25 protein-coding genes are annotated in these 22,461 nt (G+C 58.1%); 10 read left to right on the top strand and 15 right to left on the bottom strand.

Translation table 11 applies throughout. From position 1 onward, the window contains the following. Window positions 1-36: 36 nt before the first annotated feature. Together ACXYMO_RS13885 and hrcA are read right to left on the bottom strand one after the other, a co-directional pair. Window positions 37-600 carry a nucleotide exchange factor GrpE gene (locus ACXYMO_RS13885; RefSeq protein WP_458879315.1) on the bottom strand — a complete coding sequence of 188 codons (564 nt, stop codon included), beginning with the start codon at window positions 598-600 and terminating at the stop codon, window positions 37-39. Between the two features lie 9 nt (window positions 601-609). Next, a complete protein-coding gene (hrcA, locus tag ACXYMO_RS13880; protein WP_458879314.1) occupies window positions 610-1,674 on the bottom strand; it encodes a heat-inducible transcriptional repressor HrcA in 1,065 nt (354 codons plus the stop codon). Between the two features lie 112 nt (window positions 1,675-1,786). Between hrcA and rph the strand changes: the two genes are divergently transcribed. From rph to hemW, 3 genes are read left to right on the top strand one after another with little or no spacing between them, the layout of a single operon-like run. Further along, window positions 1,787-2,500, top strand: coding sequence for a ribonuclease PH (rph, locus tag ACXYMO_RS13875; protein ID WP_458879313.1), 714 nt, complete (start codon window positions 1,787-1,789; stop codon window positions 2,498-2,500). Then, window positions 2,497-3,108: an RdgB/HAM1 family non-canonical purine NTP pyrophosphatase gene (gene rdgB, locus ACXYMO_RS13870; RefSeq protein ID WP_458879312.1), complete on the top strand. Its 612-nt coding sequence runs from the start codon at window positions 2,497-2,499 to the stop codon at window positions 3,106-3,108. Before rph ends, rdgB begins: the two co-directional genes overlap by 4 nt. Then, the gene (gene hemW, locus ACXYMO_RS13865) at window positions 3,101-4,258 is read left to right on the top strand and encodes a radical SAM family heme chaperone HemW (protein ID WP_458879311.1); all 1,158 of its coding nucleotides are present in this window, start codon (window positions 3,101-3,103) and stop codon (window positions 4,256-4,258) included. Before rdgB ends, hemW begins: the two co-directional genes overlap by 8 nt. Here the strand turns inward: hemW and ACXYMO_RS13860 are convergent. The 7 genes from ACXYMO_RS13860 to hemJ form a co-directional block, all read right to left on the bottom strand. Continuing rightward, the gene (locus tag ACXYMO_RS13860) at window positions 4,255-5,151 is read right to left on the bottom strand and encodes a ParB/RepB/Spo0J family partition protein (protein WP_458879310.1); all 897 of its coding nucleotides are present in this window, start codon (window positions 5,149-5,151) and stop codon (window positions 4,255-4,257) included. The genes hemW and ACXYMO_RS13860 overlap by 4 nt on opposite strands. A 20-nt stretch (window positions 5,152-5,171) precedes the next feature. After that, window positions 5,172-5,981, bottom strand: coding sequence for a ParA family protein (locus tag ACXYMO_RS13855; protein ID WP_458879309.1), 810 nt, complete (start codon window positions 5,979-5,981; stop codon window positions 5,172-5,174). Next, on the bottom strand, window positions 5,974-6,588 hold the full coding sequence (gene rsmG, locus ACXYMO_RS13850; RefSeq protein ID WP_458879308.1) for a 16S rRNA (guanine(527)-N(7))-methyltransferase RsmG: 615 nt from the start codon (window positions 6,586-6,588) through the stop codon (window positions 5,974-5,976). Before rsmG ends, ACXYMO_RS13855 begins: the two co-directional genes overlap by 8 nt. Beyond that, window positions 6,585-8,453, bottom strand: a complete 1,869-nt coding sequence (gene mnmG, locus ACXYMO_RS13845) for a tRNA uridine-5-carboxymethylaminomethyl(34) synthesis enzyme MnmG (RefSeq protein ID WP_458879307.1) — start codon at window positions 8,451-8,453, stop codon at window positions 6,585-6,587. The genes rsmG and mnmG overlap by 4 nt, the downstream gene beginning before the upstream one ends. An 11-nt stretch (window positions 8,454-8,464) precedes the next feature. Then, window positions 8,465-9,751 carry a tRNA uridine-5-carboxymethylaminomethyl(34) synthesis GTPase MnmE gene (gene mnmE, locus ACXYMO_RS13840; protein ID WP_458879306.1) on the bottom strand — a complete coding sequence of 429 codons (1,287 nt, stop codon included), beginning with the start codon at window positions 9,749-9,751 and terminating at the stop codon, window positions 8,465-8,467. Between the two features lie 28 nt (window positions 9,752-9,779). Next, a complete protein-coding gene (gene rho / locus ACXYMO_RS13835) occupies window positions 9,780-11,051 on the bottom strand; it encodes a transcription termination factor Rho (RefSeq protein WP_458879305.1) in 1,272 nt (423 codons plus the stop codon). Window positions 11,052-11,173: 122 nt separating this feature from the next. Continuing rightward, window positions 11,174-11,620, bottom strand: a complete 447-nt coding sequence (gene hemJ, locus ACXYMO_RS13830) for a protoporphyrinogen oxidase HemJ (protein ID WP_458879304.1) — start codon at window positions 11,618-11,620, stop codon at window positions 11,174-11,176. Between the two features lie 408 nt (window positions 11,621-12,028). Here hemJ and ACXYMO_RS13825 point away from each other — a divergent pair, with 408 nt between their 5' ends. Genes ACXYMO_RS13825 through dnaQ form a run of 4 tightly spaced genes read left to right on the top strand, consistent with a single transcriptional unit; the run spans window position 12,029 to window position 14,727 of the window. Next, window positions 12,029-12,628, top strand: coding sequence for a Maf family protein (locus ACXYMO_RS13825; protein WP_458879303.1), 600 nt, complete (start codon window positions 12,029-12,031; stop codon window positions 12,626-12,628). Next, entirely contained in the window at window positions 12,625-13,458 is an 834-nt protein-coding gene (locus tag ACXYMO_RS13820; protein ID WP_458879302.1) for a shikimate dehydrogenase, read from the top strand. The genes ACXYMO_RS13825 and ACXYMO_RS13820 overlap by 4 nt, the downstream gene beginning before the upstream one ends. Next, the gene (gene coaE, locus ACXYMO_RS13815) at window positions 13,455-14,048 is read left to right on the top strand and encodes a dephospho-CoA kinase (RefSeq protein ID WP_458879301.1); all 594 of its coding nucleotides are present in this window, start codon (window positions 13,455-13,457) and stop codon (window positions 14,046-14,048) included. Before ACXYMO_RS13820 ends, coaE begins: the two co-directional genes overlap by 4 nt. Next, entirely contained in the window at window positions 14,041-14,727 is a 687-nt protein-coding gene (gene dnaQ / locus ACXYMO_RS13810; RefSeq protein WP_458879300.1) for a DNA polymerase III subunit epsilon, read from the top strand. The genes coaE and dnaQ overlap by 8 nt, the downstream gene beginning before the upstream one ends. A 24-nt stretch (window positions 14,728-14,751) precedes the next feature. Here the strand turns inward: dnaQ and secB are convergent, their stop codons facing one another. Then, on the bottom strand, window positions 14,752-15,246 hold the full coding sequence (secB, locus tag ACXYMO_RS13805) for a protein-export chaperone SecB (RefSeq protein WP_458879299.1): 495 nt from the start codon (window positions 15,244-15,246) through the stop codon (window positions 14,752-14,754). A 60-nt stretch (window positions 15,247-15,306) separates the two neighbouring features. Beyond that, on the bottom strand, window positions 15,307-15,804 hold the full coding sequence (locus ACXYMO_RS13800; protein WP_458879298.1) for an FxsA family protein: 498 nt from the start codon (window positions 15,802-15,804) through the stop codon (window positions 15,307-15,309). Window positions 15,805-15,911: 107 nt separating this feature from the next. Here ACXYMO_RS13800 and ACXYMO_RS13795 point away from each other — a divergent pair, with 107 nt between their 5' ends. The 3 genes from ACXYMO_RS13795 to ACXYMO_RS13785 are packed head-to-tail and all read left to right on the top strand — an operon-like array spanning window position 15,912 to window position 18,156. Beyond that, on the top strand, window positions 15,912-16,568 hold the full coding sequence (locus ACXYMO_RS13795; RefSeq protein WP_458879297.1) for a Tim44/TimA family putative adaptor protein: 657 nt from the start codon (window positions 15,912-15,914) through the stop codon (window positions 16,566-16,568). Then, window positions 16,565-17,605, top strand: a complete 1,041-nt coding sequence (mltA, locus tag ACXYMO_RS13790) for a murein transglycosylase A (RefSeq protein ID WP_458879296.1) — start codon at window positions 16,565-16,567, stop codon at window positions 17,603-17,605. The genes ACXYMO_RS13795 and mltA overlap by 4 nt, the downstream gene beginning before the upstream one ends. Beyond that, window positions 17,605-18,156: a Smr/MutS family protein gene (locus ACXYMO_RS13785; RefSeq protein ID WP_458879295.1), complete on the top strand. Its 552-nt coding sequence runs from the start codon at window positions 17,605-17,607 to the stop codon at window positions 18,154-18,156. Before mltA ends, ACXYMO_RS13785 begins: the two co-directional genes overlap by 1 nt. Here ACXYMO_RS13785 and ACXYMO_RS13780 read toward each other — a convergent pair. From ACXYMO_RS13780 to hslV, 4 genes are read right to left on the bottom strand one after another with little or no spacing between them, the layout of a single operon-like run. After that, window positions 18,153-19,376: an MFS transporter gene (locus tag ACXYMO_RS13780; RefSeq protein ID WP_458879293.1), complete on the bottom strand. Its 1,224-nt coding sequence runs from the start codon at window positions 19,374-19,376 to the stop codon at window positions 18,153-18,155. The two genes, ACXYMO_RS13785 and ACXYMO_RS13780, sit on opposite strands and share 4 nt — an antisense overlap. 39 nt (window positions 19,377-19,415) lie before the next feature. Beyond that, window positions 19,416-20,534, bottom strand: a complete 1,119-nt coding sequence (locus ACXYMO_RS13775) for an alpha/beta hydrolase (protein WP_458879292.1) — start codon at window positions 20,532-20,534, stop codon at window positions 19,416-19,418. Window positions 20,535-20,566: 32 nt separating this feature from the next. Then, window positions 20,567-21,874, bottom strand: a complete 1,308-nt coding sequence (hslU, locus tag ACXYMO_RS13770; RefSeq protein WP_458879291.1) for an ATP-dependent protease ATPase subunit HslU — start codon at window positions 21,872-21,874, stop codon at window positions 20,567-20,569. A 26-nt stretch (window positions 21,875-21,900) separates the two neighbouring features. Then, complete coding sequence (hslV, locus tag ACXYMO_RS13765) at window positions 21,901-22,458, bottom strand: ATP-dependent protease subunit HslV (protein ID WP_458879290.1); 558 nt, start codon at window positions 22,456-22,458, stop codon at window positions 21,901-21,903. Window positions 22,459-22,461 lie beyond the last annotated feature (3 nt).

Genomic DNA, 22,461 nt, shown 5'->3' with positions numbered 1-22,461 from the left:
GCCTCTTTCAAAATCGGTGTGTCTGGTTGCGCGCGATCAGCTGGCCGGTGTGGAGGACACGCCAACCTGCGCCGGGCGCAGCAAACGATCGTGCAGCATGAACCCTTCGGCCGCGACCTGAATGATTTCGCCGGCCTTGGTTCCAGGCACCGGGGCCTCGAACATGGCCTGATGCAGTTGAGGGTCGAAAACATCGCCAACTTCGGGCGCGATGATCTGAATCCCGTGCTTTGAAAACACGTTGCTGAGTTCGCGCATGGTCAGTTCGACACCTTCGATCAGGGCGGCGGACACCGCTTTCTGTTCGTCGGTTGCGGCCTCGATTGCGCGCTTCATGTTGTCGTAAACCGGCAGCATGTCTCGGGCCAGTTTCGAACCGCCATATTGCTCGGCTTCGCGGCGATCCTTCTCGGATCGCTTGCGCGAGTTTTCCGCATCCGCCAGTGCCCGCATGAACCGGTCTTTAAATTCATCCCGCTCGGCGCGCAAAGCGTCAAGTTCCGCTTCTTCCGGGTCGATTTCGGCCATATCATCTGCCAACTCCTGGGCTTCGGCGTCAGAAATATCGTCGAGAAAGTCTTCGTTCTTGGGGTCTGCCATCTTTCACCTCTAACTCCGGTCGGAAATCAGCCGTCCCACCAGCTGTGCCGTGTAGTCGACAATCGGCACGATCCGACCGTAATTCAGGCGGGTCGGACCAATCACGCCGACCGCACCAATGATCTTACGGTCTGCGTTCATATAGGGAGACACCACCAGAGAGGAACCCGAAAGTGAGAAAAGTTTGTTCTCAGAGCCAATAAAAATGCGCACGCCGTCGCCGTCTTCGGTCAATTCTAGGAAATCGGCAATATCGCGTTTGCGTTCGAGGTCATCAAACAGGTTGCGGATGCGGTCCAGCTCCTGCTGTTGATCGCCATCGGCCAACAGATTCGCCCGTCCGCGGACAATCAGACGCTCGGAATCCTCTCCTTCACCGTCCCACACGGCAAGTCCGCTTTCCACCATTTCGCTGGCCAGCTGGTCCAGTTCCTGACGGCGGTTTGCGATTTCCTTTTGGATGAACTTGCGCGCCTCACCCAGGGTTTTGCCCTCGATCAGCGCATTCAGAAAGTTCGCCGCCTCGCGCATCGAACTGGGCGTCTGGCCGGGCGGCGGGGTAAACAGGCGGTTTTCGACATGCCCGTCGGAAAACACCAGAACCACAAGCGCCTGCACATGGCTGAGCGATACAAACTCAATATGGCGAATGGCGGCTTCGTGTTTGGGGGTCAAGACAAGCGATGCGCCCTGGGTCACACCCGACAATGCCGATCCGACCCGATCGAGAATACCGCTCATGTCCTTGGAATTGCTGTCTAATGTGGCGTCGATCTTGCGCCGGTCAGTGTCGTCAAGATCACCGATTTCCAGCAGGCCATCGACAAACATCCGCAGCCCCAGCTGCGTGGGGATCCGTCCGGCGCTGACATGGGGACTGTCCAGCAGACCAAGGTATTCCAGGTCCTGCATGACGTTCCGCACGGTTGCCGCGCTGACCTTTTCGCTGAGTGTGCGGGTCAATGTGCGGCTGCCGACGGGATCGCCGCTGGCGAGATACGCCTCGACAACAGATCTGAACACCTCGCGCGAGCGATCGTTCATTTCTTCCAGAATTTTCGTTGCGTCCGTCATTGCTTACTCTTGGCCAGCGCTTAGTTAATGACCACATTGCACAAAGGTCAATCGGGGTTGCATCGCATGTCCACAGGACGGTATCCCGGCGCGATAGAAAAAAGGAACTTACATGCGACCTTCTGGACGAGAGTTAAGCGAAATGCGCCCTGTTTCAATAGAGACGGGATTTACAAAACATGCAGAAGGGTCGTGCCTGATCAAAGTGGGCGAAACCCATGTTCTGTGTACGGCAACCATTGAAGAGCGGGTTCCTCCGTTCATCAAGGGATCGGGCCTCGGGTGGGTGACGGCCGAATACGGCATGCTGCCGCGCGCCACCAATACCCGCATGCGCCGCGAGGCAGCCGCCGGTAAGCAAGGCGGCCGGACCGTGGAAATTCAACGGCTTATCGGCCGCGCCTTGCGGGCCGGTGTTGATAGGGTCGCGTTGGGCGAACGCCAGATCACCGTCGATTGTGATGTGCTGCAGGCCGATGGCGGGACCCGGTGTGCGTCGATCACCGGCGGATGGGTTGCCCTGCGCCTGGCCGTGAACAAGCTGATGAAAGCCGGGGACGTGATCAGCGATCCGCTGGTCGATCCGGTTGCTGCTGTCAGCTGTGGCATTTACGCGGGCCAGCCGGTTCTTGATCTCGATTATCCCGAAGACAGCGAAGCCGGCGTTGATGGAAATTTTATCATGACCGGGACAGGTAAACTGATCGAAGTGCAAATGTCGGCGGAAGGGTCGGTATTTTCCCGCGATCAGATGGATCAGCTGATGGATCTTGCACAAAAAGGCGTCAATGAACTGGTCGATGCGCAAAAACAGGCGGCTGTATGACACGCAAATTCTCGGGCGATCGGTTGCTGATTGCGACGCATAACAAGGGCAAACTTGAAGAAATGGAGCAATTGCTTGCCCCTTTCGGTGTCGCTGTTGTGGGTGCGGCGGACATGGATCTGCCCGAGCCCGAGGAAACCGAGGATAACTTCGTCGGAAATGCTCGGATCAAGGCCCATGCCGCGGCCAAGGCCACCGGTCTGCCTGCCTTGTCAGATGATTCCGGGATTGAAATCGACGCGCTGAACGGCGCGCCCGGTGTCTATACTGCCGATTGGGCCGAAACGCCCAACGGGCGCGATTTCGTCATGGCAATGGAACGTACGCACCGCGAACTTGAGGCAATCAACGCCTCTCACCCACGCAGCGCGCGGTTTTGTTGCACATTGGTGCTGGCCTGGCCCGATGGCCATGACGAGGTGTTTCCGGGTGTGATGCCCGGTCACGTCGTCTGGCCTATGCGGGGCCGCGAGGGTCATGGCTACGATCCGATTTTCGTGCCGGACGGGTATGACATTACTTTTGGCGAAATGGATCCTACGGAAAAGAACAAGATCAGCCACCGGGCCAAAGCCGTGGCCAGGCTGATCGCAGACTGTTTTGAGTGAGGATTGGCGAAATGGCGGGTTCGGGCTCTATGTCCACTGGCCATTTTGCGAGGCAAAGTGCCCCTATTGTGATTTCAACAGCCACGTTGCGCGCCGCATCAATCACGCAGCCTGGGCTGACGCCTATGTGACCGAGCTGGAGCGCGTTGCCAGCGAACTGCCGGGTCGCGTTCTGAATTCCATCTTTTTTGGTGGTGGCACGCCTAGCCTCATGGACCCCGACACTGTCGCGCGAGTCATTGAAACCGCGCGCGGGCACTGGGCCTTTGCCAATGACATTGAAATCACGCTTGAGGCGAACCCAGGTTCGGTCGAAGCGGGCCGTTTTGCCGGATATCGCGACGCAGGGGTAAACAGGGTTTCCATGGGGATTCAGTCCCTGAACGACGCTGATCTCAAACGTTTGGGTCGAATCCACACCGTGGCCGAAGCGCGCGCTGCCTTTGACGTGGCGCGGAATTGTTTTGACCGGGTCAGTTTTGATTTGATCTATGCCCGTCAGGACCAGACCATCGGCGCCTGGCGCACCGAATTGACCGAGGCGCTGGCCATGTCCGTCGATCATCTGTCGCTATATCAGCTGACCATCGAAGACGGCACCGCCTTTGGCGACAGATATGCCGCCGGAAAGCTGCGCGGTTTGCCCAATGATGACAGTTCGGCTGATATGTATCTGGTAACGCAGGAAATTTGCCAGGCGCATGGCCTGCCCGCCTATGAGGTTTCCAACCACGCCCGCCCCGGCGCGGAATCCCGTCATAACCTGATCTACTGGCGATACGGCGACTATGCCGGCATTGGCCCCGGGGCTCATGGCCGGTTGACGATCCGGGATGACCGTTATGCGGTCGAAAGCATCCGAAATCCCATGGCATGGCTGGATCGCGTCAAAACCGGAGCAGCCGAAACAGAACGCACGGCCCTGTCCGGGATCGAACGGGCCGAAGAATACCTGATGATGGGTCTGCGGATACGCGATGGAATTGATGTATCGCGTTATGAGAGCATGGCCCAACGCCCGCTTGACCCGGCGGCGCGGACAAAACTGTCGGAACTGGGTATGATCCAGGATAGTGGATCAAATATAACCGTTACAAATCAAGGACTTATGGTTCTAAACGCCGTTATTTGCGAGTTTTTGACGGCTTAACTATTGCTCAGCAAAGCGCACAGATTGTCCAGCTGTTCCAGCGTTTCATAACGGATCGTCAACTGACCCCGTTCTCCGCCCGGTTCGTGGTTCAGCGATACTTTCATCCCCAGATTCGCGGCAAGATCCCCCTCTAAAGCGCGGGTATCCGCGTCTTTTTCGTGGCGGGCTGCTTTTGCCGACGGTGACGACTTGGAGGGTGTCCCTGCGCCCTTTTTGACCAACGCTTCGGTGGCGCGAACGGACAGGCCGCCCTTGATGATCATCCGGGCCAGATCGGACGGGTTGTCGGCAGTGATCAGGGCACGCGCATGTCCGGCGGAAAGTTTTCCGTCCCGCAGGAAATCCTGCACATCTTCGGGCAATGACAACAGCCGCATCAGGTTCGCGATATGGCTCCGGCTTTTGCCCAGGGCCTCGGCCAGTTTTTCCTGCGTGTGCCCGAAATTTTCCATCAGCTGGCGATATCCGGCCGCTTCTTCGATGGCGTTCAGGTCAGCGCGCTGGATGTTTTCGATGATCGCGACTTCCAAAACCTCGACATCGTCAAAGTCACGCACCAGAACCGGTACCTCGTGAAGCTGCGCCATTTGGGCGGCCCGCCAACGGCGTTCGCCTGCAACGATTTCGTATTTTCCACCCCCGATATCGCGCACGATCAACGGCTGGAGAATCCCCTTTTCCTTGATCGAGGCGGCCAGATCATCCAGCGCATCCTTAGTGAATTGCCGGCGCGGCTGTTTCGGGTTGGCGACCAGACGCTCGATCGGGACAGTCAATTCTGAACGGCGCGGTTCGCCGGAAGGCGCCGGCGCGGAATCGGCAGAAACATCCGCCATTAAAGCCGACAAGCCGCGACCCAGACCACGGGGTTTTGTCTTTTTGCCTGACACGATGTCCTCCTTCTTGGCGATCAAGCCGCCATTTTGTTATGTTTGTTCCGCAGTTCGCGCGCCAGGGCGCGATAGGCCTGTGCCCCTTGCGATTTCGGATCATAACTCAGCACTGGGATTGCATAGGATGGCGCCTCACTCACCCGGACATTTCGGGGAATGACAGTTTGAAAAACCAGATCCCCCAAATTGTCGCGCGCGTCCTGTTCCACCTGCTGGGACAAGTTATTGCGTTTATCATACATGGTAAGCACAACACCTTCGATTCTCAAATTCGGATTCGCGGTCTGGCGGACCTCACGGACGGTCAACATCAGCTGTGACAATCCCTCGAGTGCAAAGAATTCGCTTTGCAGCGGAACCAGCACCGCATGGGCGGCAACCATCGCATTTACTGTCAGAATGTTCAGCGACGGCGGGCAATCGATCAGGATGTAATCCCAATGATACGTGTCCATTGCGACCTGGCGTAGCGCATCGTGCAACAGAAAGCTGCGCTTTTCGTTGGAAATCAGCTCAATATCCGCGGAACTCAGGTCAACATTCGCCGGTACGATGCTGAGCCCTTCGAAATCGGTGTGGTGGATGACATCCGAAAGCGGCGCATCGTCGATCAACAGATCATATGTCGTGAATTCACGGTCATCCCGCTCGATCCCGAGGCCGGTTGATGCGTTCCCCTGCGGGTCGAGATCAACCACGAGAACGCGGCTGCCGGTTTCAACCAACGCCGCAGCCAGATTGATGGCCGTTGTGGTTTTCCCTACGCCACCCTTTTGGTTTGCAATCGCGATAATCCGGGGCCCTTGCGGGCGTGAAAGGTCAGACACGCGACACTCCTTCGACTTTCAAAATGGCCGCTCCGGGTTCTGTCAAACTTGTAATGGGGTCAAGATCAAAAGACCATTGAACTCTTGCCTCTTCAACTTCTTTTTCCCAGCTGACGCCCTTGGGAAAAAGAGCAGTGCCGCCCGGCGCAAGATGGCGTTCTGCATAGGACAGCAAAGTGTTCAGATCGGCCAAGGCGCGCGCTGAAAGAACACCGGCCTGTTGCGGCGGCGCCGACTCGATCCGTTCAGACAGGACCGTACACAACACCCCGGTTTCCCGCGCGACCGTGCGCAGAAAGGCCGATTTTCTTTGATCGCTTTCAATCAATGTCACACCGCAGGATGGCATTTCCTCGGCGGCCAGGATCGCAACGACCAGTCCGGGAAACCCTCCGCCACTGCCCAGGTCCACCCAATGGTCTGTTACCGGCCCAACGCGAAAAACCTGCACGGAATCAACGATATGACGTGTCCATAGGTCCGCAAGACTGTTCCTCGACACCAGATTGATACGCGGATTCCACTTTTGCAAAAGGGCGGCATAGGTTTCAAGCCGGGCCAATGTTTCACGTGAAACATTCAGGCCGCTCAAAAGATCCTCGGTCATGCGCGGCGCGCGGCGGTATCGCGCCGCAGGTGGAACAGGATCAAGGCCAGCGCCGAGGGCGTCATACCGTCAATCCGGCCTGCCTGTGCCAGATTCCCTGGCCGCGTCTGAGCCAGCTTGTGTTTAAGCTCGTTTGACAGACCTTCGATGGCGGAAAAGTCGAAATCCAGCGGAATCGCATGATTTTCATCACGTTTGACCGCTTCGACGTCCTTTTGTTGGCGCGTGATGTAACTCGCATACATCGCGTCCCGCTCGACCTGGCGTCGGGATTCCTGGTCAACCTCGTTCAATTCCGGCACCAGAGGGATAAGGGTTTCAACCGTGACGTCCGGAAACGCCAGAACCTCAATCCCCGTCCGCCGATTTCCATCTTGATTGACCTTGATTCCCGCACTAGCCACCTGTTTCGGGGTATAAGTCGTTCCCGTAAGCAATTTCTTGGCACCCTCTAGGCGCGCCAACTTGTCTGAAAACGCGGCAGCGCGCTCTTTCCCAACACAGCCAAGCTCGATTCCCAGTGGCGTCAATCGTTGATCGGCATTGTCTGCGCGCAAGGACAGCCGGAATTCAGCCCGGGACGTAAACATCCGATAGGGTTCGGCGACGCCCCGGGTGATCAGATCGTCGATCATCACACCGATGTAGCTGTTTGCCCGGCTGAACGTCACGGGCTCCCGGTCTTGGACCGCCAACGCCGCGTTCAAACCTGCGGCCAATCCCTGGGCTGCGGCTTCCTCATATCCTGTGGTGCCGTTGATCTGGCCCGCAAGATATAGGCCTGGCACCGTTTTGACCGCCAGTTGGGCGGTCAATGCACGAGGATCCACATAGTCATATTCGATGGCATAGCCGGGTTGCAGAATGACCGCGTTTTCCAGACCGGCGATCGAACGCACATAGGCCTCTTGCACGTCTTCGGGCAAAGACGTGGAAATCCCATTGGGATAGATCGTGTGATCATCCGCGCCCTCAGGCTCCAGAAAGATTTGATGCGATGTCTTGTCGGCAAAGCGCACGATCTTGTCCTCGATCGACGGGCAATACCGCGGTCCAATACCCTCGATATGCCCGCCATACATGGCCGACCGGGACAGGTTTTGTGCAATGATTTCATGTGTTCTGGCGTTCGTATGCGTGATTCCGCAGGAAATTTGCCGGGCCTGAACCTTGGTCGTGAGGAATGAAAAGAACGTCGGATCGTCGTCGCCCGACTGCATTTCCAAGCCAGACCAATCAATGGTGCGCCCGTCCAGACGCGGCGGCGTTCCGGTCTTCAGCCGCCCCAACGGCAAACCAAAAGAATCGATCCGTTCGGCAAGTTTGACCGACGGCTTATCCCCCATGCGCCCACCCGGACGTGACACATCACCAATATGGATCACACCGCGCAGAAACGTGCCGGTTGTCAGAATGACCGCCTTGGCCCTCACCTCTTGTCCGTTGTCCAGCAGAACACCGGATACGGCGCCGTCCGAAAGGAGGAAATCAATCACCTCCCCTTCGACAATCGCGATGTTGTCATGCGCTTCCATCTCGGCAAGCATGACGTTCCGGTATATCCCGCGATCCGCCTGGGCGCGCGGGCCTTGCACGGCCGGACCTTTGCGGCGGTTCAAAAGACGGAATTGAATACCCGCCGCGTCCGCGACGCGCCCCATGACACCATCCAGAGCATCGATTTCGCGGACCAAATGGCCCTTTCCCAACCCGCCAATCGCCGGATTGCAGGACATTACGCCAATTCCGCCCCGACGCAGGGTGATCAATGCGGTGGAGGCGCCCATGCGTGCCGCCGCGTGGGTTGCCTCGGCGCCGGCGTGCCCGCCTCCGATAACCACAATATCAAAATCCAAATGTTTCACGTGAAACACTCCTACTTGCCCAGACAAAAGCTGGCAAAGATCTCATCCAGCAGGTTTTCTACATCGACGCGGCCCACCAGGGATTCAAGCCCCCGGACGGCCCGGCGTATCTCTTCCGCTGCGATATCATACATGTCCGGTCCTTCGGCGAGAACCGATTCGGCCGCGACAAGTGACTCGCTGGCCTGCTGCATCGCATTGCGATGACGTTCCCGCGTGGCCAAGCCAGCCCGCGCCGACCTGTTGGACAATTCCTCGGTCAGATGCTGGATCAATCCATCGACACCTTCCCCGGTCGCACCCGAAATCGCATTGCTCTTATTATCGCGCAGATCCGCCTTGGGCTTCAGAACAATATCGCCCGGCTGCCGCGCAACCTCCAGTCGGCAGATATCCTCGGCCAGAAACACCCGAATGTCGGCTTGCTCCGCCCGCTGCCGGGCCAGGCTGACGCCTATGGTTTCCACCTGATCCGCCGTCTCTCTGATCCCGGCCGTGTCCAGAAGGGTCACAGCCAACCCGCCCAAATCCATGCGGACCTCGATCACATCCCGCGTTGTTCCGGCAAATTCCGACGTGATTGCCGCCTGACGACCAGCGAGAGCATTCAGCAGGGTCGATTTCCCGACATTGGGTTCCCCGATAATCGCCACTTCGAACCCAGATCGAATTCTTTCTGCGATTTCAACGCCTTGAGATAATCTGTCCAGATCTTTTCGGACGCTGGACAACAGAGAGGAAACCTCGGGCGTGACGTCCACGGGAACATCTTCGTCGGCGAAATCTATCGTCGCTTCAATCAGGGACGCGGCCCGAATCAGGTCACTACGCCATTTCTCTGCCAGTTTCCCTAGATCACCCGAGAGCACCCGCATGGCCTGACGGTGTTGGGATTCGGTCTCGGCATCGATCAAATCGGCCAGGCCTTCGACCTGGGCAAGGTCCATCTTGCCGTTTTCCAGGGCCCGGCGAGTAAATTCACCCGGTTCGGCCTGACGCAACCCTTCGATATCCGACAAAGCCCGCAACACAGCACTGACCCCTGCCGTACTGCCATGCACCTGCAGTTCAGCGACCTCTTCACCGGTAAAGCTGGCTGGCGCCTGAAATGTCAGGATCAGCGCCTGATCCAGACGTCGGCCTGCCGCATCAGTCAAGGTATGCACCGTCATACCCCGGTCAGGAAGGAACGCGCCGCTCAGCTGTTGGGCTGCTGCCTTGGCCTGTGGGCCGGAAATGCGGATGACCGCGACGCCCGCCTTGCCCGGCGCGCTGGCCAACGCAAAGATCGTGTCCATGATCGGCACCGTTTGTCTGGTGACACCCTCAGGTGTTCATTGAATCAAAGAACTCGGCGTTGCTCTTGGTCTGCTTCAGCTTGGAAATCAAGAACTCGATGGCATCAGTGGTGCCCATCGGATTCAGGATACGACGCAGCACAAAGGTTTTCTGCAGATCAATCTTGTCGACCAGCAGGTCCTCTTTCCGGGTACCGGATTTCAGAATATCGATGGCCGGGAACACGCGCTTGTCAGCAATTTTACGATCCAGCACAAGTTCCGAGTTACCGGTGCCTTTAAATTCTTCAAAGATCACCTCGTCCATCCGACTGCCGGTATCGATCAGCGCGGTGGCGATAATGGTCAGCGACCCGCCCTCTTCGATATTACGCGCTGCACCAAAGAAACGCTTGGGCCGTTGCAGGGCGTTGGCATCAACGCCCCCGGTCAGAACCTTACCCGAAGACGGGACCACGGTGTTAAATGCCCTACCAAGTCTTGTGATCGAATCGAGAAGAATAACAACATCTCGTTTATGTTCGACCAAACGCTTGGCCTTTTCGATGACCATTTCGCTCACGGCCACGTGACGTGTCGCCGGTTCATCAAAGGTCGAAGAGACAACCTCCCCTTTGACCGACCGCTGCATGTCGGTCACTTCTTCGGGGCGTTCGTCGATCAGCAACACGATCAGGTAACACTCGGGGTGGTTCTTTTCGATCGAGTTCGCAATGTTCTGCAGGATGACGGTTTTACCGGTCCGCGGCGGCGCCACGATCAGCGACCGCTGGCCTTTCCCGATGGGTGCGACCAGATCGATGATCCGCGCGGTGCGGTCCTTGATCGTCGGATCCTCGACTTCCATTTTCAGACGCTCATCCGGATAGAGCGGCGTCAGGTTGTCAAAGGCGATCTTGTGCTTTGCCTTTTCCGGCTCTTCAAAGTTGATCTGCGTAACATTCGTCAGCGCGAAATACCGCTCGGTATCGTCGGGCGCTTTGATGACACCGTCAATCGTATCCCCTGTACGCAACGAATATTGGCGGATCATTTCGGGTGAGACGTAAATGTCGTCCGGACCAGGCAGATAGTTGGCCTCGGGCGAGCGCAGAAACCCGAACCCGTCTTGCAACACCTCAAGAACACCATCGCCCGAGATTTCCCATCCCTCATCCGCGCGTTCGCGCAGGATTTGGAACATCATCTCGCCCTTCCGCATGGTCGAGGCGTTTTCGATCTCAAGCTCCTCAGCCATGGACAACAGGTCCTTGGGGCTTTTGGCTTTGAGGTCGGAAAGATTCAGGGTTTCAGTCGTCATGATGATACAGCTTTCACAGCTTCATTGAGAGAAGCGCAGACAGTCTTGAACGGGAAATACGGCACCCGGACGGGTGCGTTGATCGGTTATCTATGCAACTCGGCCTGTTGAGTCAAACCCTGTCAGAACCGGACCACCACGGAAAGCACGATGATGACCATCAAAAGTGTCGGAACCTCGTTCATCATCCTGAACTGGCGCCCGGTCAGGGTATTTTGTCCTGCCACAAAATCCTTGCGCCGTTTCCCAAGCCAATGATGAAACCAGGTCATGGCAAGGACAGCGCCTGCCTTGGTCCAGGGCCATATCATTGCCCAATCAACGATACCGGGTGTGAATACCAGTGCCAGCCCAAAGACCCATGTTGAAATCATTGCAGGATTCATGATGACCCGCAAAAGCTTGTCTTCCATTGTTTCAAAGACAGGCATCATTGCTTCTGTCTCGGCCTGTTCTACGTGATAGACGAACAGCCTTGGCAGATAAAACAACCCAGCCATCCATGCGATCACGGACATGATGTGAAACGCTTTGATCCACGGATAAAGGGTGATCAGGAAATCGGTCATGGTGACCCCCGGTTCGGTATCCGGTCTTCCTAATAAATAAATATAAAAGAGAAAAGGATGATGGTTTTGTAGGTAAGGTCCAATCCGGTGGATTATTTACCTGTCCTGAGGGTTGTCCACACTCCAATGAGACATGAACAAGTTCTTGCAGTTCTTATGGGATGAAAGATTTTATATATTGTTAATAATATGTTAAAGGATTATTTCTCCCAATTGATCCGTGGATAACTCGGGAAGAACTTTGCCAGCGCACAGTCTTCACCAGGTTTGAGGTTATCCTTATCCCGGCTGGATAGAATGATCACAAAACCCCCGAAACCGGCACGCATTGTGCGCACTTGCCATAGGATGGGAAACCCATACAAACGGTGCACCCTGACCCACATCCTTGTTCAATTGGTTATCCACATGTCTATCCCCTTGATCCTTGCTTCGGGTTCTGAAATTCGCGCCCGTCTTCTGACCCAGGCGCGGGTGCCGTTTGATGTTCAGGTGGCCCGCGTTGACGAAGACATGGTGAAACGCGCCCTGATCGCGGAACAGGCAAAACCACGCGACATTGCGGATGCGCTGGCCGAACTGAAGGCGCGCAAGATCAGCGACAAGACCCCGGGCGCGATGGTTATTGGCTGTGATCAGGTGCTTGATTTCGAAAATCGCATGTTGTCCAAACCCGAAAGCCCCGAACAGGCCCTAGCCCAACTGACCGAGATGCAGGGAAAGCGGCATTCGCTGTTGTCCGCTGTGGTCATCGTCCAGGATGGCCAGCCGATCTGGCGCCATGTCGGGCAGGTCCGGTTGCGCATGCGCACCTCTTCGCCTGAGTATCTGCAGGGCTATGTCACGCGCAACTGGGACAGTATCCGCCATGCGGTTGGCGCCTATAAGCTGGAAGAAGAAGGCGTGCGCCTGTTCAGCGGCATTGACGGCGACTATTTTAATGTCTTGGGTATGCCACTGATAGAACTGCTCAATTTCCTGACGTTGCGGGGTTTGATAGATCAATGACCAATATGCGGATTCCTCTGGCCGGTGTCATCGGATCGCCGGTTGCCCATTCCAAATCGCCCCAGCTGCATCGCCACTGGCTGGCGAGCTTTGGGTTGCGGGGGTTTTACATCCCGATGGACGTGGCCCACCAGGATCTTGAACAGGTTATTCGCACCCTTCCAAAAATGGGGTTTGTCGGGGTGAACGTGACTGTCCCGCATAAAGAGGCGGTGATGAGCATTGCAGACAACATCACCGACCGGGCGACCCTGATCGGGGCGGCCAATACGCTGATCTTTCGCAAGGATGGAAAGATTCACGCAGATAATACAGATGGTTACGGGTTCATTGAAAACCTGCGCACCGGGGCGCCCAACTGGGATCCGAAAAGCGGTCCGGCGCTTGTTCTGGGCGCGGGTGGTGCGGCGCGTGCGGTGGTTGCGTCGCTTCTGGATGCGGGCGTGCCCGAGATAATGCTGACCAACCGCACCCGTGTGCGGGCGGAAAAGCTGAAGGATGATCTGGGCCGGCGCGTGCGCGTGATCGACTGGGTTCAGGCCGGCAACGCCATCGAGGATGCGGTTCTGGTCGTGAACACGACATCGCTCGGCATGACAGGAAAACCAGAATTGCGAGTGCCGCTCGACGGGCTCACATCCCGGATGACGGTGACCGATCTGGTGTACTCGCCTTTGAAAACCGGCCTTCTGAGCGCGGCGGAAGAGGCCGGATGCACAACGGTCGATGGGCTTGGCATGTTGTTGCATCAGGCGGTTCCCGCGTTCGAGCGATGGTTCGGGATACGACCAACCGTGGATGACGCGACCCGCGCTGCTGTTCTTCTATGACGTTTCACCTCGGCTTGACCGGCTCCATCGGCATGGGCAAAAGCACCACGGCGAAACTGTTCGCGGATGCGGGATGCGACGTCTGGGATGCGGACGCGGCCGTGCACCGGCTGTATGGCCCCGGCGGCGCGGCGGTGGACCCGATTGGCGCCGCATTTCCCGACGCAATCGTTGGCGGTGTCGTGGATCGTGGCGTCTTGAAACGGATCATCGCGGAAACCCCCGAAGCGCTGAAGCAGATCGAGGCCATCGTTCACCCGCTGGTTGGACAGGACCGGGAAACGTTCAAGGCCAACGCAACCGCGGAGATTCTGGTGTTTGATATCCCGCTACTGTTTGAAACCGGCGGCGATGCGCGCATGGATGCGGTTGCCTGCGTATCGGTCGATTCCGAAACACAGGAAAACCGCGTGCTTGAGCGGGGCACCATGACGCGCGAACAGTTTTTGATGATCCGCGCGAAACAGATGCCCGACGCGGACAAACGCGCGAAATCGGATTACGTCATCATCACCGACACGCTGGACCATGCCCGCGAACAGGTCCAGAATATCGTCGCGGACATCAGAGCCAGGATTGCCAATGCGTGAAATCGTTCTTGATACTGAAACCACCGGGTTCGATCCGGAATCGGGCGACAGGATTGTCGAAATCGGTTGTGTCGAGCTGCACAATCACGTGGCGACTGGGCGGATCTATCATCAGTATATCAATCCCGAACGCTCCATGCCGCAAGAGGCGTTCGAGGTGCACGGGCTGGGCGATGAGTTTCTGGCCGACAAACCCAAGTTTGCCCAGGTCGGACAGGCCTTTCGCGATTTCGTCGGCGATGCCAAGCTGGTGATCCACAATGCCGCGTTCGACATGAAATTCCTGAACGCCGAACTGAAATGGATGAGCCTGCCCCCGCTGCCCTGGGAACAGGCGATCGATACGCTGGCAATCGCGCGCAAAAAGTTTCCCGGCTCACCCGCATCGCTGGATGCCCTGTGCCGGCGGTTCAGCATCGACAACTCGTCGCGCACGTTGCACGGCGCTTTGCTTGACTCGGAAATTCTGGCCGAAGTGTATCTGGAGCTGATCGGCGGGCGGCAGCCTGATTTCGCCCTCGCCACGGAACAGAAATCCGATTCCTCGACATCGGCCGGTGTTTGGCGCCCGTCACCGCGGCCCGTTCCGTTGCCGTCGAGGATCAGCGCGGCCGAGAAAGAGGCGCATGACGTCTTTGTCGAAAAGCTGGGGGATGGGGCGGTGTGGAAACGCGCCTGACCGGGTCAGACGCGTTTCGATAATTCAGGCATTCGCCGTTTGGCTGGCCTGACGGCGCGCAAGTTCGGCGCGATAAATCTTAACGAAATCAATGTTTTCCAGATTCAACGGCGGATAACCTCCGTCGCGTGTGATGTCGCTGACGATGCGACGCAGGAACGGGAACAACATGCGCGGGCATTCGATCAGAAGGAAGGGGTGCAACTGCTCTTCCGGGACTCCGGAGATGTTGAAGACGCCGACATATTCCAGCTCAAGCATGAAAAGCGGGTCTTTGGTTTCCTTTGATTTGGATTCGATGGTCAGCTTGGTCACAACCTCGTACTGGTTGTCGACCGGACGTTTTTTGGCATCCAGATTCACCTGAACGTTGATGTCCGGGTTCACTTCGCCTGTGACGCCTTTTTGCGCCATGATGTTTTCAAACGACATATCGCGAATGAACTGGCCCAGAATGTTCATCTGAACCTGCGGCTGCTGTTGTCCTTCGCCGCCTTTGGCTTCTCCATTTTCGGCCATGACAGTACTCCTGAAAAGAATTCCGATTTTGAGGCTGCTTACCAGTTTGGTCCGCCTACCTCAATGCTGGTCAGGTCCTTCGACCCAACCCGAGGCGCGACCATTTTGCCTGGGCTGCGGGTTCACCTCTTCGTATTCGCCGTCAATCACGTCGCCGCCATTGTTCGGATGGGACCGTGGCCTGGGTCCGGTGCCCATTTCGAACCGCTGAATGCGTATGCGGGTGCTGAGATATTTGTAAACAGCCACGCGCACGGGTGGCATCAACAACGCAAACCCAACGGCATCGGTAAAAAATCCCGGCGTCAACAGCAAGACCCCGGCCACAAGGATCATCGCCCCATGCGCCAGCGGTTCGGTTGGGTCGTTCAATTCGGAAAACGACCGGCTGAGGTTATTCAGGGCAATCCGCCCCTGCGTTCGCACCAACCACGTGCCCAGCACTGCGGTCAAAACGACAATTCCCAGCGTCGGCCACATGCCAATGGCACCACCGACCTGAATGAACAGGGCAATTTCGATAATTGGCACCAGTACAAAGGCCAACAGCAGATACATCGTTTCCATCCTTTCGCATGCGCTTGCGGTGGACTTGACCGGGCGCGTCACCTACATAAGTGCTTAGTGCCGCGCTTACAAAGACCGGTGTCCGATATGAGGTCCAAATGAACCAGCCCCTTATCCAGCTCCTTGTGCTGGCAGGCATCGCCATTTTCCTGATCCTGCGCCTGAAAAGCGTTTTGGGAACGCGCGACGGGTTTGAAAAACCACCCCTGCCAAACCCAACGGCAAAACCGTCGCGCCCCGATTTTGAAGTGATCGAAGGCGGGCCGGATCATGACATCATTGATTACGTCGACGCCGACAGCCCCCAGGCTGAGGCGCTGACCGCTATGAAACGGATCGAACCGTCGTTTTCAGTCAAGGAATTCATTCAGGGCGCACGAGGCGCCTATGAGCTGATCGTCATGGGGTTTGAGCGTGGCAATCTGAATGAAATCGAGCCATTTCTTACACCCGACGTCTTCGAGGCCTTTGTCGAAGTTGTCGCAGCCCGCGAAGATCAGGGTCTGAAAATCGAGGCCGAATTCATCGGTATCCGGGAAACGCGGATTCAGGACGTGTCCTTTGATCGTGAAACGAACCGCGCGGAAATCACCATGCGGTTTGTCGGTGAAATGACATCGCTGGTACGTGACAAGGGTGGCGATATTATCGAAGGCAGCGCAACGGCCGTGAAACGCCAGAAAGACAGCTGGACCTTTGCCCGGACCATGGGCGAAAACGACCCCAACTGGCTCCTTGTTGCCACGGACGCATGATTGCGGCGCTGCGGGCTGTCATTCTGGCGGGTTTGGTTATGACCGCCGGCAGCTCACAGGCGGAAACCACCTATCAGGTTCTGGATTACACGGATCTGAACGGCTGGCCCGAGGATGATCACGACGCCGCACTTTCGGTTTTTCTGAACACCTGCGCCGATCTGGATGAACCGGATTGGCGCTCGCTCTGTGCCGTGGCCCAATCCAGCCAGGCCAAGAATGCCCGCGCGTTTTTCGAGCTGTTTTTTCGTCCCGTCCTGATTGAAGACGGAAATGACCCCCTGTTCACAGGGTATTTCGAACCCGAACTGGACGGGTCGCGTTACCCGACGCCGCAGCACCGGTTTCCACTGTACAAAATGCCACCCGAAGCGCGCGCGTCAAAACCGTGGCTGTCGCGCCGGGATATCCTGACCAGCGGCATTCTGGACAATCGCGGGTTGGAAATTGCCTGGGTTGATGACCCGGTCGAATTGTTTTTCCTGCAAATCCAGGGCTCGGGCCGCGTGCGTCTGCCGGACGGGTCCTCTCTGCGCGTCGGATATGGCGGCGCGAACGGGCACCCCTATCGCTCGGTCGGGATCGAATTGGTGCGACAGGGCATATACAAGGCCCATCAGGTCAGCGCGCAGGTGATCAAGAACTGGGTGCGTCGCAATCCCGATGCCGGGCGCGAACTGTTGTTCCACAACCCCTCCTACGTGTTTTTCCGCGAAATCCGCCGCATATCGGCGGGGGACGGTCCGCTGGGCGCAATGAACAGGTCGGTCACGGCCATGCGCAGTATTGCGGTTGATCCGTCCTATACCCCGTTGGGGGCCCCGGTCTGGCTGGAAAAAGATGGCGCTGCGCCACTGCGCCGGTTGATGATCGCGCAAGATACCGGATCGGCGATCAAGGGCGCCCAGCGTGCGGATGTGTTTTTCGGCACTGGCGACGCGGCGGGCCGGGCCGCCGGCACCCTGCGCGATCCGGGTCGCATGATCGTCCTGTTCCCGATCCAGCGGGCCTATGCACTGGCGCCGGACGGGGCCTGATGACCCGGCGCAGACTGACCTCAGAAGAAATCGAACTTTGGCACAAGGTGATCGATAAGGCCGAGCGGCTGAACCCCGCATCGCCCGCGGCACCCAAGCCGTTGCCGAAACCAAAACCCACGAAAACGCCCAAGGCCCGAAATGCGGCAGCACAAAAGCCCGCGATGGCCCCGGCGCCCAGCCCGCGACCCCGGGCAAACGTCGTGTCGATGGATCGCAAAGCCTATGGCCGGATGACGCGCGGCAAGCTGGAGCCGGAAGGCAAGATCGACCTGCATGGTATGACGCTGGAGCGTGCGCACCCTGCCCTGACCCGGTTCATCCTGCGCGCGCAGGCATCGGGCAAGCGGCTTGTGCTGGTGATCACCGGCAAGGGATCGGGCCATGACGATGGCCGGCTCTATCCGACTCCGCGCGGTATTCTGAGGCGGCAGGTGCCCCATTGGCTGGAAACGCCACCCCTTGCCCAGGCGGTGTTGCAGATCACGCCGTCCCATATCCGCCATGGCGGCGAAGGGGCGTTCTACGTCTATCTGTGCAAACCACGCTAGGCGGGCAAAGCGCATCGCGCGCGGGAAATGCCGATGTACATGCTGGCCGTTGTGATCAGGAAATAGCCCGAGATTGCCAGGAACTGATGTTCAAGGCCGATGCCCATGTCGATCAGGACCCCGGTCAGCCCCGGCCCGATGGCCGAACCCAGAACCATAACGGCGGCGGCCACGGCCTTGATCGATCCGATATTTGCCGTGCCATAGAATTCAGCCCAGAAAGCATTGGGCAGGGTGGCATTGGCGCCGGTCGTCATGGCCAGAAAGACAAATGCAAAAAGGGCCGCGTCGGGGCTGTTTGCGTAGGCGAACAAAAGAAAGCTGGCCATCATGGGCAATTGGCTGAACGGAACCAGCCGGGCCGTTCCGACCTTGTCCAATGCCCATCCCGCCGCGATCATCGCGGTGATCGACATGGCCGTGTAAACCGGGAACAGGGCAACCAGATCAACATGCGCCCAGCCCTTGATTTCGGCAAAATGCACCTGGTGGAAAAAGAATGCCGTGTTAAAGGCCGCCGGGCCCAGCAGGGCAGGCACCATGAACCAGAACAAGGGATGGGTCAGCGTTTCGCGCCGCGTCCAATGGCGCCCCGCCATGCCGGTTGAACTGTCCGATAGCGCCATGCTTTGCGGGGTCCGTTCGTGTCGCAAGGCGGCGATCAGAACAGGAATACCCAGAATGCAGATACCCGCCGCAATCACCCACAACGTGCGCCATCCCATATCGGTGGCGGTCATCAGCCAGACAAAAGCGATCGGCAATGAGGCCTCGCCCAGGGAAAACCCGAGACTGGCAATCGACAGGGCCCGGCCGCGCGTGGCGATGAACCAGCGGCTCATCGCGATGACGGCGATGTGGCTGGTCATGCCCTGACCAAAAAACCGCAGCGCAAAGATGATCAGGGGCAACAGCGCGGCATAATGGTTGGCGGCCATCGCCAGACATGCCGCAGAAAGGCCGATCAGCACAATCGGCCCCAACACCCGTACCCGCAACCGGTCGGTCAGACCGCCGGACCAGACCATGACCACCGCTGATGCGGCGGTGCCTAATGTGTAAATCCCGCCCCATTGCCCGTGGCTCAGCCCGAACTCGCCCCGGATTTCACCCGCGAATATGGATATGAAGAAGGTCTGGCCAAAGCTGGACAGAAATGTCAGCAATCCACCGGCGCTCAGCCACAGCGCATTCTGGCGCAGGAAGGTCAGCAACGTCATGGGTGGTGAAGTGCCCAACACTTGCGACCGGCGCAAGGGTTATCGCTTTATTCGGACCCTGGGCACGAGTTCGGTCTTGGTCGCCTTGCCCGGGGAGGGCCGCCCGGTCAAAAGGTTGGTCAGGTTGATATTTTCCTCGCCAAAGGTGCTGCTGACTGACCCGGCGCGCAAAAGCAGCGCGATCAAAGCCGGCGACGTCGCGGGAATGAAATGCCCTGATCCGGCGTTTTTCGAAAACGCTGTGGTGTCGAAGATTTCAATCGGCAGATCCGCGACCCGCTCGGAATTGTCGATCGTTCCCAGACGATCCTGTTGCAACGTGCCGCGCAGGCGGGCGGACAGGTTCAGAACCTTGTCCTTTTGCGAAACAAAAACCACGAAAGGCTGCGGCACCTTGCTGATCCGCGCCATCTGCGAGCGGAAAACCTCGACATCCAGATCCGGTGAAATCAGGACGACGCCGCCCAATGCCTTGGCGGGCCAGCCGGGCGACTTGATGTCGATCTGGCGCAGGGTTTCCATGGTCAGCGCGCTGCCGATGGAATGCGCAACCAGAACGACCCGGTTGGCCCCGGTGCGCGAAATCTGGCGCAGCAGTTTTTCCAGCCCATCGCGCGCGAACAGCACGCTGTCGTTGTCATAGGCATAGCCCAGCGCCTTGCCCCGGCTGGGCCAGGAATAGATCACCAGCGGACCGGGGATTTTGATGTCATTGCCCAATTGCGCAGCGCGGAACGCGGTTTCGGACTGGGTTGCGTTATAGCCATGGACGAAAACGGTCACGTCCCGTTCGTCTTTGGGCAGGGCCTGCAGAGTGTTGCGCAAACGGGCTTCGAACCCGTCGGGCGATTCGAATTCTTCCTGTCCGGCCAGAACAAACTGCCGATAGGGGTTTGGATCACGGTAGCCGAAAATCAGGTTGCCCGGCGTATGAGTCGGCGGGATCGACACCTTGAGTTCAAGATGGCGCAGTTTTTCGGAGCGCCGATAGCCAAAGTGCCCGTTGGTCTCGGGCGCCCGCGTTGTGCCTGCAAATACAGTATATTCTTTGCCCACATTCAGGGCCGAAGGCATGACCGGCGTGTAACTGCGATTTGTGCAGGCCGTGGCCAGCAACACCAAACAGATAACCAGAACAGAACGAACAGACCCAACCATTCCGCCCGTTTAACAGACGTCAGGTTACCCGGCTAGAGAACGTATCGGCTGACGTCGGCGGATTTCATCAATTCGCCAAGGTTCGCATCGACAAACTCAGCGTCCACGACAATTGCCTCGCCCGACCGGTCCGGCGCGGTAAAGGACAGTTCCTCGAACACCCGCTCCATAACAGTGTAAAGACGCCGCGCCCCGATGTTTTCGATCGATTGGTTCACATCGGCCGCGATCTTGGCCAGCGCCGCGATCCCGTCATCTGTAAAGCTGACGGTGACCTGCTCGGTTCCCATCAGGGCGGTGTATTGCCGTGTCAGGGCATTGTCGGTTTCGGTCAGGATACGCACAAAATCCTGCTCGGTCAGCGCGCGCAGTTCGACACGGATGGGCAAGCGGCCCTGAAGTTCCGGCAACAGGTCCGAGGGTTTGGCAATGTGAAACGCGCCCGACGCGATAAACAGGACATGGTCGGTTTTGACCGCGCCGTGTTTTGTGCTGACGGTGGTGCCTTCGATCAGGGGCAGCAGATCGCGCTGAACCCCCTCGCGACTGACATCGCCACCGCGCGCATCGGAGCGGGCGCACACCTTGTCGATTTCGTCCAGGAACACGATGCCGTTCTGCTCAACGGCCTCCAATGCCGCCCGGTTGACGGTTTCGTCGTCCAACAGTTTGTCGGCCTCTTCTCCGATCAGGATGTCATAGCTTTCGGCCACGGTCATCTTGCGGCGCTGGGTGCGGCCGCCCATGGCCTTGCCGAAAATATCGCCCAGGTTCAGCATGCCCATGTTGCCGCCGGGCTGGCCCGGAATATCCAGCATCGCCATCGGGTTGGACGTGTCGGCCACGTCCAGTTCGATAACCGTGTCGTCCAGTTCACCCGATTTCAGTTTCTTGCGGAACATGTCGCGTGTCCCTTCGCGGGCATCCTCGCCGGCGATGGCGGTAATCACCCGTTCTTCGGCGGCGGTGCGGGCGTTGGCCTTTACGTCCTCGCGCATGTGTTCGCGGGTCTGGATGATGGCGCTATCGACCAGATCGCGGATGATCTGTTCCACGTCGCGGCCGACATATCCGACCTCGGTGAACTTGGTCGCCTCGACCTTGATGAACGGCGCGCGGGCCAGTTTCGCCAGACGGCGGCTGATTTCGGTTTTGCCAACGCCGGTGGGCCCGATCATCAGGATATTTTTGGGGTACACTTCGTCGCGCAGATCGTCGGCCAGTTGCTTGCGCCGCCAGCGGTTGCGCAGCGCCACGGCAACGGCGCGTTTCGCGTCATTCTGGCCGATGATGTAACGGTCCAGTTCGGACACGATTTCGCGGGGGGTCAGGTCAGTCATGTCAGGTCCTTGTAGGTCGAGAACGCTTATTTCTTGATGGTTTCGACCGTCAGATTTCCGTTGGTATAGACGCAGATATCGGCGGCGATGGCCATGGCATCGCGCGCGACCTGTTCGGCGCTGCGGTCGCTGTCCATCATGCCGCGCGCCGCGGCCAGGGCATAGTTTCCGCCCGAACCGATGGCGGTCACGTCATATTCGGGTTCCAGAACGTCCCCCGCGCCGGTGATCACGAAAATTTCGGCACCATCCGAAACGATCAGCATCGCCTCAAGTTTTTGAAGATATTTGTCTGTGCGCCAGTCTTTGGCCAGCTCAACACTGGCGCGGGCCAGTTGACCGGGCGTCGACTCCAGCTTGGCCTCAAGCCGTTCGAGCAGGGTAAAGGCATCAGCGGTCGATCCGGCGAACCCGGCAACCACATCATAGCCCCCCGGAGACAGGCGGCGCACCTTGCGCGCCGTGCCCTTGATCACGGTCTGGCCCAGCGACACCTGACCATCGCCCGCGATGACCACCTCGCCACCCTTTTTGACACCGATGATGGTTGTGCCATGCCAGCCGGGGAAATCTTGTTTGCTCATGGG

Source organism: Arenibacterium sp. CAU 1754 (assembly GCF_054482635.1).
This window is presented reverse-complemented; position numbering and strand designations above follow the sequence as displayed.

What these genes read in the sequence shown, in the direction of transcription:
- ACXYMO_RS13885 (WP_458879315.1), bottom strand. Translation starts at nt 600, where the DNA reads ATGGCAGACCCCAAGAACGAAGACTTTCTCGACGATATTTCTGACGCC.
- hrcA (WP_458879314.1), bottom strand. Translation starts at nt 1,674, where the DNA reads ATGACGGACGCAACGAAAATTCTGGAAGAAATGAACGATCGCTCGCGC.
- rph (WP_458879313.1), top strand. Translation starts at nt 1,787, where the DNA reads ATGCGACCTTCTGGACGAGAGTTAAGCGAAATGCGCCCTGTTTCAATA.
- rdgB (WP_458879312.1), top strand. Translation starts at nt 2,497, where the DNA reads ATGACACGCAAATTCTCGGGCGATCGGTTGCTGATTGCGACGCATAAC.
- rsmG (WP_458879308.1), bottom strand. Translation starts at nt 6,588, where the DNA reads ATGACCGAGGATCTTTTGAGCGGCCTGAATGTTTCACGTGAAACATTG.
- mnmE (WP_458879306.1), bottom strand. Translation starts at nt 9,751, where the DNA reads ATGGACACGATCTTTGCGTTGGCCAGCGCGCCGGGCAAGGCGGGCGTC.
- rho (WP_458879305.1), bottom strand. Translation starts at nt 11,051, where the DNA reads ATGACGACTGAAACCCTGAATCTTTCCGACCTCAAAGCCAAAAGCCCC.
- hemJ (WP_458879304.1), bottom strand. Translation starts at nt 11,620, where the DNA reads ATGACCGATTTCCTGATCACCCTTTATCCGTGGATCAAAGCGTTTCAC.
- ACXYMO_RS13825 (WP_458879303.1), top strand. Translation starts at nt 12,029, where the DNA reads ATGTCTATCCCCTTGATCCTTGCTTCGGGTTCTGAAATTCGCGCCCGT.
- ACXYMO_RS13820 (WP_458879302.1), top strand. Translation starts at nt 12,625, where the DNA reads ATGACCAATATGCGGATTCCTCTGGCCGGTGTCATCGGATCGCCGGTT.
- coaE (WP_458879301.1), top strand. Translation starts at nt 13,455, where the DNA reads ATGACGTTTCACCTCGGCTTGACCGGCTCCATCGGCATGGGCAAAAGC.
- dnaQ (WP_458879300.1), top strand. Translation starts at nt 14,041, where the DNA reads ATGCGTGAAATCGTTCTTGATACTGAAACCACCGGGTTCGATCCGGAA.
- secB (WP_458879299.1), bottom strand. Translation starts at nt 15,246, where the DNA reads ATGGCCGAAAATGGAGAAGCCAAAGGCGGCGAAGGACAACAGCAGCCG.
- ACXYMO_RS13800 (WP_458879298.1), bottom strand. Translation starts at nt 15,804, where the DNA reads ATGTATCTGCTGTTGGCCTTTGTACTGGTGCCAATTATCGAAATTGCC.
- ACXYMO_RS13795 (WP_458879297.1), top strand. Translation starts at nt 15,912, where the DNA reads ATGAACCAGCCCCTTATCCAGCTCCTTGTGCTGGCAGGCATCGCCATT.
- mltA (WP_458879296.1), top strand. Translation starts at nt 16,565, where the DNA reads ATGATTGCGGCGCTGCGGGCTGTCATTCTGGCGGGTTTGGTTATGACC.
- ACXYMO_RS13785 (WP_458879295.1), top strand. Translation starts at nt 17,605, where the DNA reads ATGACCCGGCGCAGACTGACCTCAGAAGAAATCGAACTTTGGCACAAG.
- ACXYMO_RS13780 (WP_458879293.1), bottom strand. Translation starts at nt 19,376, where the DNA reads ATGACGTTGCTGACCTTCCTGCGCCAGAATGCGCTGTGGCTGAGCGCC.
- ACXYMO_RS13775 (WP_458879292.1), bottom strand. Translation starts at nt 20,534, where the DNA reads ATGGTTGGGTCTGTTCGTTCTGTTCTGGTTATCTGTTTGGTGTTGCTG.
- hslU (WP_458879291.1), bottom strand. Translation starts at nt 21,874, where the DNA reads ATGACTGACCTGACCCCCCGCGAAATCGTGTCCGAACTGGACCGTTAC.
- hslV (WP_458879290.1), bottom strand. Translation starts at nt 22,458, where the DNA reads ATGAGCAAACAAGATTTCCCCGGCTGGCATGGCACAACCATCATCGGT.